This window comes from Kamptonema formosum PCC 6407, from assembly GCF_000332155.1.
Lineage (GTDB): Bacteria > Cyanobacteriota > Cyanobacteriia > Cyanobacteriales > Microcoleaceae > Kamptonema > Kamptonema formosum.
Genome location: NZ_KB235904.1, coordinates 859,936 through 872,880 on the forward strand (window position 1 = coordinate 859,936; position 12,945 = coordinate 872,880).

General features: G+C 42.6%; 12 protein-coding genes. 7 read left to right on the top strand and 5 right to left on the bottom strand.

All coding sequences use genetic code 11. The annotated features are described in order from the left end of the window. The first annotated feature begins 78 nt into the window (after positions 1 to 78). Both glyS and OSCIL6407_RS0120740 read left to right on the top strand, forming a co-directional pair. Positions 79 to 2,298 (top strand): glycine--tRNA ligase subunit beta, encoded by a 2,220-nt coding sequence (gene glyS / locus OSCIL6407_RS0120735; RefSeq protein ID WP_007357197.1) that lies wholly within the window; start codon positions 79 to 81, stop codon positions 2,296 to 2,298. Positions 2,299 to 2,536: 238 nt separating this feature from the next. Further along, positions 2,537 to 2,818: a hypothetical protein gene (locus OSCIL6407_RS0120740; RefSeq protein WP_007357198.1), complete on the top strand. Its 282-nt coding sequence runs from the start codon at positions 2,537 to 2,539 to the stop codon at positions 2,816 to 2,818. A gap of 317 nt (positions 2,819 to 3,135) precedes the next feature. Here the strand turns inward: OSCIL6407_RS0120740 and OSCIL6407_RS0120745 are convergent, their stop codons facing one another. Beyond that, positions 3,136 to 3,486 carry a hypothetical protein gene (locus OSCIL6407_RS0120745; protein WP_019487623.1) on the bottom strand — a complete coding sequence of 117 codons (351 nt, stop codon included), beginning with the start codon at positions 3,484 to 3,486 and terminating at the stop codon, positions 3,136 to 3,138. Positions 3,487 to 3,627: 141 nt separating this feature from the next. Here OSCIL6407_RS0120745 and OSCIL6407_RS0120750 point away from each other — a divergent pair, with 141 nt between their 5' ends. From OSCIL6407_RS0120750 to OSCIL6407_RS0120770, 5 genes are all read left to right on the top strand, one after another. Continuing rightward, positions 3,628 to 5,079: an NB-ARC domain-containing protein gene (locus OSCIL6407_RS0120750; RefSeq protein WP_007357201.1), complete on the top strand. Its 1,452-nt coding sequence runs from the start codon at positions 3,628 to 3,630 to the stop codon at positions 5,077 to 5,079. A 174-nt stretch (positions 5,080 to 5,253) separates the two neighbouring features. Next, the gene (gene murD, locus OSCIL6407_RS0120755; protein ID WP_007357202.1) at positions 5,254 to 6,603 is read left to right on the top strand and encodes a UDP-N-acetylmuramoyl-L-alanine--D-glutamate ligase; all 1,350 of its coding nucleotides are present in this window, start codon (positions 5,254 to 5,256) and stop codon (positions 6,601 to 6,603) included. Between the two features lie 414 nt (positions 6,604 to 7,017). Further along, the gene (locus tag OSCIL6407_RS0120760; RefSeq protein WP_007357203.1) at positions 7,018 to 8,772 is read left to right on the top strand and encodes an iron uptake porin; all 1,755 of its coding nucleotides are present in this window, start codon (positions 7,018 to 7,020) and stop codon (positions 8,770 to 8,772) included. A gap of 199 nt (positions 8,773 to 8,971) precedes the next feature. Then, positions 8,972 to 10,438 carry an ABC transporter substrate-binding protein/permease gene (locus OSCIL6407_RS0120765; protein ID WP_019487624.1) on the top strand — a complete coding sequence of 489 codons (1,467 nt, stop codon included), beginning with the start codon at positions 8,972 to 8,974 and terminating at the stop codon, positions 10,436 to 10,438. Then, positions 10,404 to 11,153, top strand: a complete 750-nt coding sequence (locus OSCIL6407_RS0120770; RefSeq protein WP_007357205.1) for an amino acid ABC transporter ATP-binding protein — start codon at positions 10,404 to 10,406, stop codon at positions 11,151 to 11,153. Before OSCIL6407_RS0120765 ends, OSCIL6407_RS0120770 begins: the two co-directional genes overlap by 35 nt. Positions 11,154 to 11,268: 115 nt before the next feature. Here OSCIL6407_RS0120770 and OSCIL6407_RS0120775 read toward each other — a convergent pair whose 3' ends face one another. The 4 genes from OSCIL6407_RS0120775 to OSCIL6407_RS0120795 form a co-directional block, all read right to left on the bottom strand. Further along, a complete protein-coding gene (locus OSCIL6407_RS0120775; RefSeq protein WP_007357207.1) occupies positions 11,269 to 11,457 on the bottom strand; it encodes a hypothetical protein in 189 nt (62 codons plus the stop codon). 143 nt (positions 11,458 to 11,600) lie between these two features. Then, positions 11,601 to 11,993 carry a hypothetical protein gene (locus OSCIL6407_RS0120785; RefSeq protein WP_007357208.1) on the bottom strand — a complete coding sequence of 131 codons (393 nt, stop codon included), beginning with the start codon at positions 11,991 to 11,993 and terminating at the stop codon, positions 11,601 to 11,603. Further along, positions 11,962 to 12,147, bottom strand: coding sequence for a hypothetical protein (locus OSCIL6407_RS0120790; RefSeq protein WP_007357209.1), 186 nt, complete (start codon positions 12,145 to 12,147; stop codon positions 11,962 to 11,964). Before OSCIL6407_RS0120790 ends, OSCIL6407_RS0120785 begins: the two co-directional genes overlap by 32 nt. A gap of 122 nt (positions 12,148 to 12,269) precedes the next feature. Next, on the bottom strand, positions 12,270 to 12,674 hold the full coding sequence (locus OSCIL6407_RS0120795; protein WP_007357210.1) for an MAPEG family protein: 405 nt from the start codon (positions 12,672 to 12,674) through the stop codon (positions 12,270 to 12,272). Positions 12,675 to 12,945 lie beyond the last annotated feature (271 nt).

Consider the following 12,945-nt stretch of genomic DNA (forward strand, 5'->3'; position numbering starts at 1 on the left):
GGGGGTTGGGGGGGGTCGAAGTTTCAGATTTTAATGGTTAAGTCCTCAACGCTATTGACAAAAATAACAATAAGTGATATGGCGACATTTTTATTAGAAGTCGGTACAGAAGAATTACCAGCAACATTCGTCAAAGAAGCGATCGCGCAATGGCAGCGACTAATTCCGGCTGCGATCGCCGAACAATCCTTGACAAATGAGGCAATTAATGTATATGGAACCCCGCGACGTTTAGCCGTTGTCATCGAAGGACTACCAACCCAGCAAAGCGATCGCGAAGAAGAAATCAAAGGGCCACCCGCCGCCACAGCATTTAAAGATGGCAAACCCACCAAAGCAGCAGAAGGTTTTGCAAAAAAACAAGGCGTAGAAATCGACAGCTTAGAAATTCGTCCCACCGACAAAGGCGACTTTATTTTTATCCTTAAAAAAATCCCCGGCCGCCCCACAGCAGATATTTTAGCCGAACTAATTCCCCAGTGGATTAGCAAATTGGAAGGAAAAAGATTAATGCGTTGGGGAGACGGAGAATTAAAATTTCCCCGACCGATTCGCTGGCTGGTAGCATTATTAGATGATGCAATTTTGCCAATAACATTAGTCAATGGTTCAGAGACAGTAAACAGCGATCGCATATCCCAAGGACATCGAGTTTTACACCCGCAACCAGTCGCCATTTCCAAAGCGGAGAATTATCTAGAATCCCTACGTTCCGCCTACATCGAAGTTGACCCCGAAAAGCGCCAAACTAAAATCCGAGAACAAGTAGAAGCAGCCGCGAAAAAACAAGGCGGCAAAGCCGATATTACCACTGAATTGTTAGAAGAAGTCACAAACTTAGTCGAATGGCCGACAGCAGTAGTCGGAAAATTTGACGAAGAATTTTTGATATTGCCACCCGAAGCAATTACCACAATTATTGTCAAAAATCAGCGCTATTTCCCCATCCTGAAAAGCGAAGCTTCTAGCGAATTATTGCCTTATTTCATCACAATTTCCAACGGCGATCCAGCCAAATCCGATGTAATTGCCACTGGTAACGGGCGAGTAGTTCGTGCTCGCTTAGCTGACGGCGACTTTTTCTATAAAGCCGACTTGGCTAAACCCCTAGAAAGCTATTTACCGCAATTAGAAAAAGTCACATTTCAAGAAAATTTAGGCACAGTTCGGGATAAAATTAATCGCTTCAGCAAAATCGCTAACTTAATTGCCGACCAATTGCAAGTAACAGAGGAAGAACGCAACAACATTCAACGCGCCGCCTTACTTTGTAAAGCCGACCTCGTTACCCAAATGGTCTACGAATTCCCAGAATTGCAAGGAATAATGGGGCAGAAATACGCCTTAGCTAGCGGCGAAGCGGAACCAGTAGCAACGGCTATTTTTGAGCATTATTTGCCTAGAGGTGCAGGGGATATTTTACCGCAAAGTTTGACAGGTCAAGTTGTCGCCTTAGCCGATAAATTAGATACTTTAGTAAGTATCTTCAGCTTAGGAATGAAACCAACAGGTTCCTCTGACCCCTTTGCCTTGAGGCGATCAGCCAATGCGGTAATTAACATAACTTGGGCGGCACAATTGCCCCTAGACTTATACGAATTAATCGTAAAAGTTGTAGAATTTACCCAATTAGAATCTCTTACCAAAACTGGCAAGCTAGCACCGCCAGATTCGCAGTCAGACGAATATCACTCTTTCATGCAACGCATCCGCACGCTGTACGTATGTTTGAAGCAAGACTTGTCTGACTTTTTCCTGCAACGCATCCGCACGCTATTACAAGAAGAAAAAGGCATTGATTATGACTTGGTGAATGCAGTTTTGGGAGAAAACGATCCAGAATATACTGAACGGGCGTTGCAGGATTTATTGGATGCGTTAGAAAGGGCTGTTTTCCTCCAACAAATCCGCGATAACGGCACATTAGATAAGATTTACGAAACAGTTAATCGTTCAACTCGCCTAGCAGGTCAAGGCGATTTAGATAAGATGCAGTTGGAACCTAAAACGCTTGTACGTCCAGAGTTATTCCAAAAGTCATCTGAACAAGCTTTTAATGATGCAATCGTGCAGTTAGTGCCGAAAACTCAGGCATCTAAGGAAAGTAGAAATTATCAGCAATTGGTAGAAAGTTTAGCGGAAATTGCTCCGGCAGTTAGCAACTTTTTTGATGGGTCAGAAAGTGTTTTAGTGATGGATTCTAATCCAGAAATTAAGCAAAATCGGTTAAACTTATTAGGTTTGTTGCGGAATCATGCGCGGGTGTTAGCAGATTTTGGTCAAATTGTCAAAGGTTAAAACCTTGTAGGTGGGATTTTGAATTGCTTTGAGATGTTTATTGTTTGGATCGTATCTCTTGCCGAGGCGGATTTGTTTTTTGCTAAAAGATACTAGCAGATCGAGCAGCGTTTGATATATGATGTCAGGCTGAATATCCGCCCAATTATTGGGTAGCGCTGGCTACGCCTACGCAGAATAACCCAAAAAGAGCTAAAACTAAAACTATCTTAAAAAGTAGAGTAAAGGAGAAAAGTCTATGAGTATAGAGCGGTGGAATGACGATCGGTTAGATGCTCTAGGTGCCAGACTAGAGATTACAGCTAGTATAGCAGATAGTAATGCTCGCGTGATTCAAGCATTAGCAAATGTGGCAGCAGAGGCCAGAGAAGAACGGCAACAATTATTTCAAATGATGGCAGAACAACACAAAATAATTGTGCAACAACAAGAGGAGATTCGTGGTCTTCAAACGGAGAATCGTCGGACTCTTGATATTTTGTTAAATCAACGGAATCAGGGAGATAATCCTTCTGCTTAAGTTAATAATTAGGATTTCAACGGATGTGGGAGTTTGTCCTAATATCCAGGTGGCAAATTCTGTTGGGTATTTTTCCGAGAGATATTTGCAGGCATTGTCATAAGACATTCAAGAAATTTAATTAGTTTTATGTAATTATAGTATTATATTGGAGGCGATCGCGCTTTAGGAAAGGAAGGGCGATCGCTCTTTATGGAAGATAAGGGCGAAGCATTCCGGCAGATAAATTATTGGTAAAACCCATAAATTATTCGCCCGAATGCTTCCCCCCTACGGATATATTTGCACGCATCGGGATGATCCCCTCAATGATCGACTTATTGCTTACAAGTTACTCTCGTCAGGTAACTTTTACAGCTTTCACAAAATACCCAGTCCTCGGTTTTTCGATCCCACTGCATAGTACCGATGGTACTATCACGTTCGTACCGAAAATTCGGTAGCGCTTGAGTAAAACTTTTATACTTGCAAAAAGCATTTGCGCCTTGCTGACGAGCCTCAGCATTTAACCCACTGGCACCTTTTACTACTACATCAACTGGAATATTGTCTCCTACCGTTGGATCTTCAAAAACCTCGGTACTGCTTTGAGAGTTGGCTGGGATGTTAGAAGCAAGAGTAGAAATAGTCAAGCCTAGAACAAAAAAAACACCGAAAATTCGTTTCATACTTGTTGGGTGGAAATCTTTAATGCACACATCATCTACAAAAACTTCATTTTTGGCAGTCGGAAAAAGTAGGAATTTAAACAACCTACCAAAGTAGGAGAAAGTAGGATATAATAAGTTAAACTCCTACACCACCGACCTATGGACGTTCAAGAAGTCTTAAAACTTGCCGACGACCTAGTTTTTGTCAATACGGGAAAACACTTAGATAATCTGCAAGAAATGATACTGCGGGGCACTTTACAAGGTCAGAAATACTCAAAAATAGCAGATGAATCTTACTGCACTGAAGGTCACATCAAAGATATTGCATCAGAATTATGGAAGCTACTTTCAGAAATATCAGGCGAAGAAATCAATAAATCAAATTTTAGATATACATTCGAGCGATTAAACTTTGCAAATATTTGGAATTTTAATGAATTTAATAAAGATATTGTACAAATTGGTAAAATTAACTTCTGTGAAAATACTTCACATTCCCCAAAAGTTCCCAACTCACCACCCGATGAAGAACCTATAAACAAAGGCAACGCTAAACCCAAAATACGCGAATATTTAGGTGAAATGCCTAAATCTGGTAGTTTTTACGATCGCACCCCCCAACTCTCCACCCTCAAACAGTGGATTTTACACGAAAACACCCGCTTAGTCGCCATATTAGGCATAACAGGCATCGGCAAAACCGCGATCGCAGTTCACCTAGTAGAACAAATCAAACATGAATTCGATTACATCTTCTGGCGAAGTCTAAGCACTTCCCCACCCCTAAAAACACTCCAAACAAATATAGTCCAATTCTGTAGGGGCGGTGCCCCCGTGCCCGCCCCAAATTCCGTACCCGCCCCAAATTCCGAAGAAAGGGCGATGCCTACGGCTGGCTACGCCTACGCGGGGGGATTGCCCCTACTAGATTACCTCCGAAAATACCGCTGTCTCCTGATACTAGATGACGTACAAACCCTCAACAGCAGCGGACAACTAGCGGGAAACTATAAACCAGACCATGAAAATTACGGTACATTCTTCAAACAAATAGCAGAACTATATCATAACAGTTGTTTAATATTAATAAGTTCCGATAAACCCAAAGAAATATCTATATTAGAAGGCGGAAATCAACCCGTTCGCTCATTAGAGCTCAGCGGATTAGGTGCAGGGGCAATGGCAATTCTGCGAGAAAAAGGATTAGCTGATGAGGAAAAATGGTTAGAACTAATTGAACCCTACGGAGGCAATCCTTTATGGTTAAAAATAGTGGCAACGATGATTCAAGATGTGTTTAACGGTAGCGTTGCCGAAGCCTTATCCTATCATACCCTATTTTTCGGAGATTTAGAAGCAGTATTACATCAATCTTTTCATCGCTTGTCCGAGTCGGAAAAACAAGTAATGTCTTGGTTAGCCAGTGAAAATGTGCCTGTTTCCCTAGCAAAAATTCCCGATCATCTACAATTATCTCATGGCAAATTGTGCAAAGTAATTCAATCTTTGGGAAGACGCAATTTGATTGAAAAAATTAGGGAAGGAGAACAAAATCTTTTCACTCTTCAACCTGTAATTAAGGAATATGTGAAAACTTACTGGTGTTAACTACCTGAGCTTGGTCTGCCAGGGACTAAAGTCCTTGTCTAATAGCTTAAGTCCTCCTTTGTCGGTCTTTGGCTCTCAGGACACAGGGATAATATCTGCGATCGCTGGCAACTTTTGGGCTAGCTTTACTGTAAGATAAAGATTGGTCAAACCAGGGACGCTGCCATTTAATCTATGCCCAATGCTCACATTATCGGTCTGGGAAGATCGGGAATTGCCGCCGCGCGACTATTAAAACGGGAAGGTTACTCAGTAACGCTGAGCGATCGCGCCTCCTCCCCAATCTTACAACAGCAACAACAGGAACTCGCAACAGAAGGTATTGCAGTTGAGTTGTGCCATTCATTTGCACCAGCAACACCTTTAAAATTAATAGTTGTGAGCCCTGGCGTTCCTTGGGATTTACCAGCATTAATCCGCGCCAGAGAGCTCGGAATTGAGACAATAGGAGAAGTAGAACTCGCGTGGCGACATCTGCAATCTCAGCCTTGGATTGGGATCACCGGCACTAATGGCAAAACCACCACAACCGCCCTGATTGCTGCTATCTTTCAAACAGCGGGTTTTTACGCTCCGGCTTGTGGCAATATTGGCTATGCTGCTTGTGAATTAGCTTTGGGCGAAAAGCCTCCCGATTGGGTAATTGCAGAAATGAGCAGTTATCAAATTGAATCATCGCCGTCAATTGCCCCTAGAATTAGTATTTGGACGACTTTTACTCCCGATCATCTCAGCCGCCACAAAACCTTAGAAAATTATTACAACATTAAAGCCCATTTGCTGAAGCAATCCGAGTTACAAGTGATTAATGGAGATGACCCTTATTTGCGCGAAAAAGGGGTTGAAAGTTGGCCAAAAGCTTGCTGGACAAGTGTTAACGGTAAAGCGGAATTGTTGGGAGATCCGGCGCGGGGTGCGTATATTGAAGATGGATGGGCGATCGCGCTGGGTGAAAAAATTCTGCCCGTTGATTCTTTGCGGATGGTAGGATCTCACAATCAGCAGAATTTATTGATGGCAGTAGCGACAGCGCGTTTAGCAGGAATTGAAAAAGATGCGATCGCCCAAGCAATTACTAATTTCCCCGGAGTGTCCCACCGCCTCGAACACATCCGCACTTGGGCCGGCATAGACTTTATTAATGATAGCAAAGCCACCAACTACGACGCAGCCGAAGTCGGATTAGCCTCCGTTGCGACACCCGCGATCCTAATTGCAGGCGGTGAAGCCAAAGAAGGCGACGATATCGCCTGGATCGAAACCATTCAAGCCAAAGCCGCCGCCGTCTTACTAATTGGTAACGCTGCTGACACCTTCGCCAAGCGTTTACAACAAGCTAATTACAACAACTGGGAAATAGTAGAAACAATGGAACGAGCCGTTTCCCGGAGTTCGGAACTTGCTAAAGAGCATAACGCGAAAGTTGTCCTGCTGTCACCAGCCTGTGCTAGTTTCGATCAATACCAGAATTTTGAGCAGCGAGGAGATGATTTCCGGCAGTTATGCCTAGAGTCGCTACCTTAGAAGCAGGGAGGAAAGGAATTTGTAAATTTTTTCCTTTCCAGCGTTAAAAAATATCAAATTTGACAGAAAAAATTTCATAAGGCAGTAATATTCAAGTTATTCAAGATCGAGAGCATCTAATTTTAGTGGTCAAATCAAATTTGGCTGGATAGTTGTTATTGCTATCCTAGCTGTTTGATTCTATTCCTTTCTTCCCTGAGCATCGTAGCCTCGCTGATTCTAAGCTGCTACGCATCTAATTTGACAGTCAGTTTTTATGAGCTTCTTGTGGGATGGGCATCCTGCCCGTCTTTGTATTCGATTTAGATGCGTAATAGCTTATTCCCTTCTTCCCCTAACCCCTAGCCCCTAGCCCCTAGTCCCTTCTTCCCCTAGCCCCTAGTCCCTAGTTATAATTAGGTGTGAGTAGCAACAATGTCAAAATTTTTCGGGAAAAGTTTCTGGTTTTTCCTAGCTGTTATTAGCAATGCTTTGCTAGTAGAAAACATAGCTATTGCTACAGAAAAAACGGCTGCTGTTAATCAAATTCCTGATACTACAGATGCCATTGCAATTACCAACGAACTAAAGCAATTTGACTCGGAAATTGATGATATTACCAACACATCAAACGCAGTTGCCCCCATCGTCATTGCCAACGAAGTAAAGCAATCGCAACCCACTGCAATTGAGCCAGAGCAAAATCATCCTACTCAGATAGAATTTGTATCTAAATCGCAAGATACCAACTCCATGAGTCAGGTGACATCAGTATCTCAACTATCCGACGTACAGCCCACAGATTGGGCATTTCAAGCCCTACAATCCCTCGTAGAACGATATGGCTGTATAGCGGGATATCCCGATGGCACATTTCGCGGCAACCGAGCATTAACTCGCTACGAATTTGCCGCAGGATTAAACGCTTGCTTAGACCAAATTACCAGATTAATAGGTGGAGCTACAGCTAACTTTGTCACCAAAGAAGACTTAGCAGTATTGCAACGATTGCAAGAAGAATTTGCCGCCGAATTAGCTACTCTGCGAGGTCGAGTAGATAGCTTAGAAGCGCGGGCAACGGAACTCGAAGCCAATCAATTCTCAACCACAACCAAGCTAAATGGAGAAACCATTTGGGGAATCACCGATACCTTCGGAGATGGCACTGCTGATGATGATAATACTAATACAAACTTTGGCTACCGGGTGCGCTTGAATTTCGACACTAGCTTTACTGGCGAAGACAGATTGAGAACCAGGTTGCAAGCGAGAAATATGGCGAGGTTGGATCGCACAACTGGAACCCCAATGACTCGCACGAACTTTGACGGCGATGACGGTTCCCAAATCATTCTCGATAAATTAAGCTATCTCTTTCCCCTTGGTAATAACACTACTGTTGAAATTGGGGCAAAAGGACTTACTTCTGACGATGTGGGCCCGATTATTAATCCCTATTTAGCGGGTTCCGCTGACGGTGCTGTTTCTCGATTTGGGGCCTTCAATCCTGCTATTTACAACACCCCTGGAGAAACAGGAATTGCGATTAATCATCGATTAGGAAATAAGCTGAATTTAACTTTGAGCTATCTCGCTAATACTGCCGCCGATCCTACTGAAGGTAACGGACTTTTTAATGGTAGCTACGGCGCTTTAGCTCAATTGACCTATTCACCAACTCCTCAGATCGATCTGGCATTAAGTTATGTCCGAAGTTACTCCCGCCGCAATGATGTTAACTTGTCTATCGGCACCGGCAGCAATAATGCTAATGAGCCTTTTGGCCAAGAAGCTACCAGAGGAAATCACTACGGTTTTGAGGTAAGTTGGCAACTTTCCCCTCGATTTGCCCTTGCAAGTTGGGTAGGATATGTAGATGCTAAACAGTTGTCTGGGGGAGATGCAAGTGCGGGGATTTGGAACGGTGCGATCGCTTTTGCTTTCCCGGATTTGTTGAAAGAAGGCAACCTTGGTGGCATCATTGTTGGTATACCGCCAAAGGTGACTGAGAATGATATTAAGAGTAATAGAGATGATGCTACTTCTCTCCATGTAGAAGCTCTATATCGCATCCAAGTGAATGACTTTATCAGCGTTACCCCTGGCTTTTATGTGATTACCAATACAGATCACGACAGCGACAATGATACAACATGGGTAGGAGTTCTGCGAACTAGCTTTACTTTCTAAACATTTAAGTAGGGTGCATTAATTTATGTACCCTACAAGTAAATTTATGGGATAATTATCTATTGGGAAGAGGACTTACTATAATTGTTGATAGCGCCGCCGTCCTAGCCATATCTTGACTGCCGGGACGGTGGCGCATTAAACTAAGCCACAGAAGTGTTTACCTAGTTTGCTGGGATTGTTAAGGGGAATGCTGAAGATGAAACGGTGGAAAAAATTAAAATCCTTGATGGTGGTTGCGATCGCCGTCGCTTTCTCCTTGATTGCGATCGCGAGTTATTCTCAAACCGCCAACAAGACTTTAACAATGGCGACTTCCCCTGATTACCCGCCCTATGAATTTAAAGATACCGCTGTTAGTGGTAATGAAATTATCGGTTTTGACGTAGATATCGCCAAATATATTACGAAAGAATTAGGCTATCAATTCCAAATCATCGGTATGGATTTTAACGGCTTAATTCCTGCTTTGCAAGCAGGGCGAGCCGATTTTGTAATGGCAGGGATGACTCCCACACCTGAACGAAAAAAAAATGTTGATTTTTCCGATCTTTATTACGAAGCTCAAAATACAATTGTCGCTAATAAAGGAAGCAAACTAACCAAACCTGAAGATTTAGCAGGTAAGAAAGTAGGCGTACAACTGGGAAGTATTCAGCAGGAAGCTGTCAAAAAGATGGCGGGAGTGGAGGTAGTTTCCCTAAATAAAATTGCTGATATCATTCAAGAAGTTAAATCCAATCGATTGACTGCCGGGATAATTGAAGATACTGTCGCTAAGGGTTATGCAGAATCAAATCCCGACTTGGAATTTAATGTAATTCCTAATACTGAAGAAAGCGGTTCTGCGATCGCCTTTCCCAAAGGTTCGAGATTAGTTCCAGAGTTTAATCGCGTCCTCCAGCAAATGAAAGACAATGGTAAACTTAAGGAACTAGCTACTCAGTGGTTTTCTCGACCAATAGCTCAAGAACCGACTACAGATCAGCCAGCCGCTACCCCAAAGTTCGGTCTAGATTTTGGCAAAATATTGCCAAATCTGCCTTTTATCTTAGGCGGAATCTGGGTCACATTAACATTTACCCTGCTGTCAGCATTTTTGGGATTTATTTGGGGAATTGTCCTGTCTCTCTTTAAGATTTCTACCATTAAACCGCTTTCCTTATTTGCCAATGGCTACACTTCAATTTTCCGGGGAACGCCCCTAATTTTGCAGTTAACTTTAGTTTACTTTGCAACGCCACAGCTTACGGGGTATAATATATCAGCGCTGCAAGCTGGTGTGATTACTTTTTTCCTCAATTCTGGGGCTTATATCTCCGAAACAATTCGCGCTGGAATTCAAGCTGTAGATAAAGGGCAAAAGGAAGCAGCAGAATCCCTTGGTGTTCCCTACAAACTAATGATGGGGGATATTATTTTACCGCAGGCTTTAAAAAATATTTTGCCTGCCTTGGTAAATGAAAGTATTGCTTTGTTGAAAGACTCAGCTTTAGTTTCAGTAATTGGCGTAGAAGATTTGCTACGTCGCGCTACAATTGTCGGAGCAGAGAAGTATATTTACTTTGAACCTTTGATATTTGTGGGAATAATTTACTACTTAATGGTGCTTAGTTTAACTTGGGGGGCAAATGTACTCGAACGCAGACTCCAAAGTAGCAGTTAAGGTTGACAGACTCTATAAATCCTTTGGGAATCTCAAGGTTTTGCGCGAGATTAGCACTGAGATTAATCAAGGAGAAGTGATTGCTATTATCGGCCCTTCCGGGTGCGGTAAGTCTACTTTTTTACGCTGTTTAAATTTACTGGAAATTCCTACTTCTGGAAATATCTACATTGACGGAGTTGATATTACTTCGGCGAATGTAGATATTCTGAAAATTCGCCAGAAAGTAGGGATGGTATTTCAACATTTTCATTTATTCCCGCACATGACGGTACTGCAAAATGTGATTTATGCGCCTATAAAGGTGAAGCAGGTTGCTAAGGATGAGGCGCATCAAAAGGGATTAGAATTACTTGAAAAAGTAGGTTTGTCAGATAAGGCGGAGGTTTACCCTTCTAAGCTGTCGGGAGGACAAAAACAGCGGGTGGCGATCGCGCGATCCTTGGCAATGGAACCGGAAATTTTGTTAATGGACGAACCGACTTCTGCACTCGATCCAGAAATGGTTAAAGAAGTGTTAGATGTGATGAAAGCTTTAGCGCAGACGGGAATTACAATGGCAATTGTCACTCACGAGATGGGATTTGCGCGGGAAGTAGCTCACCGGATATTATTTCTGGATGGCGGAAAAGTAGCTGAGGATGAACCGCCGAGGGAGTTTTTCAGTAACCCGAAGTGCGATCGCGCCAAGCAATTTTTGGAAAAAATGCTTTAATATTAAATCGGGTTAGTTATCCCCTTTATTTGTCGGCGATTGAAATCGCTACTACACAAACTAAGTCCGCCTACGCGGACTATAAGAAAAAGGGATAATAAACCCAGAGTTGATATTAGCTATTCAACCAATATGTCTTCCAAATTGCCTGAATTCTCGCTTGCTGTTCTAGTACGAGTTCCCTATAAACCTGCATTATTTCTTCATGGGTGAAGTCAATAATTAAGGCAGCTAATTGACCCGCCGTTTCCGCTTCTAGCATTAATAATTTCAGTTTTTCCATTTCTTCTCGATTCGTCGTCATTACTACGTTATATCATGTCTGGTTAAATACTTGTCATCCAAAACGCAAGCGAATTGCTTCGCTTCCCGCCACGCTTCGCTCGCGGCTTCGGCTTCTCGCTTTTGACAGAGCGCAAGTAATTTGCCGGACATGATATTATTATATCAATTTATAGCCTCAGCTTTATGTGGATTAGCCGTACAAATCTCTTTAACTCTTGCATTAAGAGTGTTGAGTTGGTGATTGTCCATTCTATCTAACTGTTGCGCCGATATTCTCACTTCCCCGCTGCATAGCTCAGATCGCAGTTCCTCATCAATCTCAAGTATCTCTCGATCGGAGGTTAACAGTCTTTGGAGCAAAATTTCAATTTCTCTGTCTAATTTACGTCTACCTTCCTCAAAAAAGTCTTGAGAATTCGATCTAAATAAACCGCTATTCACCCGCTGAATTTGACTATTAGTCAAAGGGTTAGCCAAGGCAGGAATTACAGAGAATGCTGCCAAAAATAATGTAATTCCCAGACTAGAAATTATCTGTTTTTGAAGGATTTTCATAAATATCTGGATGAGTTTCAGTTATAGTTTCCCTTTTCTCTGACTCATCGGCTAATCGATCTGCTGCTTCCATTTTATCTTGCCATTCAGAAAGCTGTTCAAAGAGGTGTTGGCTGATTTCAAATTTAACTTTATCTTTCTCTTTCTCTGACATATTTTCTCCTAAATATAGCTAGGGTAAAGAAGGGGCTAGGGGTTAGGGAAGAAGGAAGAAGGGAATAGAATTAAGGGTGGAAGGAAGCTTATAGCAATTCTAAGTTAATCTGACTCAATTAGCTATGGTGAAGTATTAAATAATTGCAAAATTATGCCGATTAAAGAACCTCCAATGAGAGTAAAATTAGCAAAGGAAGTAATTCCAAAACCGAGCATACGTTTTTCCGCAGCTTGATAGTAACCCCAAGCAAATAAAATGCGCCCAACTAACCAAAATGCACCAATTCCAGAAGCCCAAATTGGACTGATAAACTCGGAAAATAGCCACAGTGACGGCAAAAAGATGACAAGTTGCTCTAAAGTATTCTGCTGAACGCGCACCACGCGCTCAAAGTCAGGAGTCCCTGTCATCTGGGGGGGAGATATTTTATACTTAGCTCTAGCTCTCCCGACGTTGATGATGAAAACTAAGTAGACGAGTAAAGCTGAGGCAGTTACTAAACTAGGCCAAGGCGACACGGGCATTCTCCCAAGAATATATCCATATATTATAACAATTATCAGACTGGCACAGAGATCCCGCTAACTTGGTTCCTGACTCTGATTTTGTGGCGATCGCGATTTTTGAGCCGATCTCGCCAATATTCCCTGATTCAGTTTGTATAGAGATATGCAGGCGATAGCAGGTAGCCGGGAACAGGATCGCAAGGGTGAGCGTCAGCAGCACAGGTCAATAACTAACCATCTCACGCGATCGCTAAAATTTTCAGCGTTAAGGCGTGCATCTTGAGTTAAT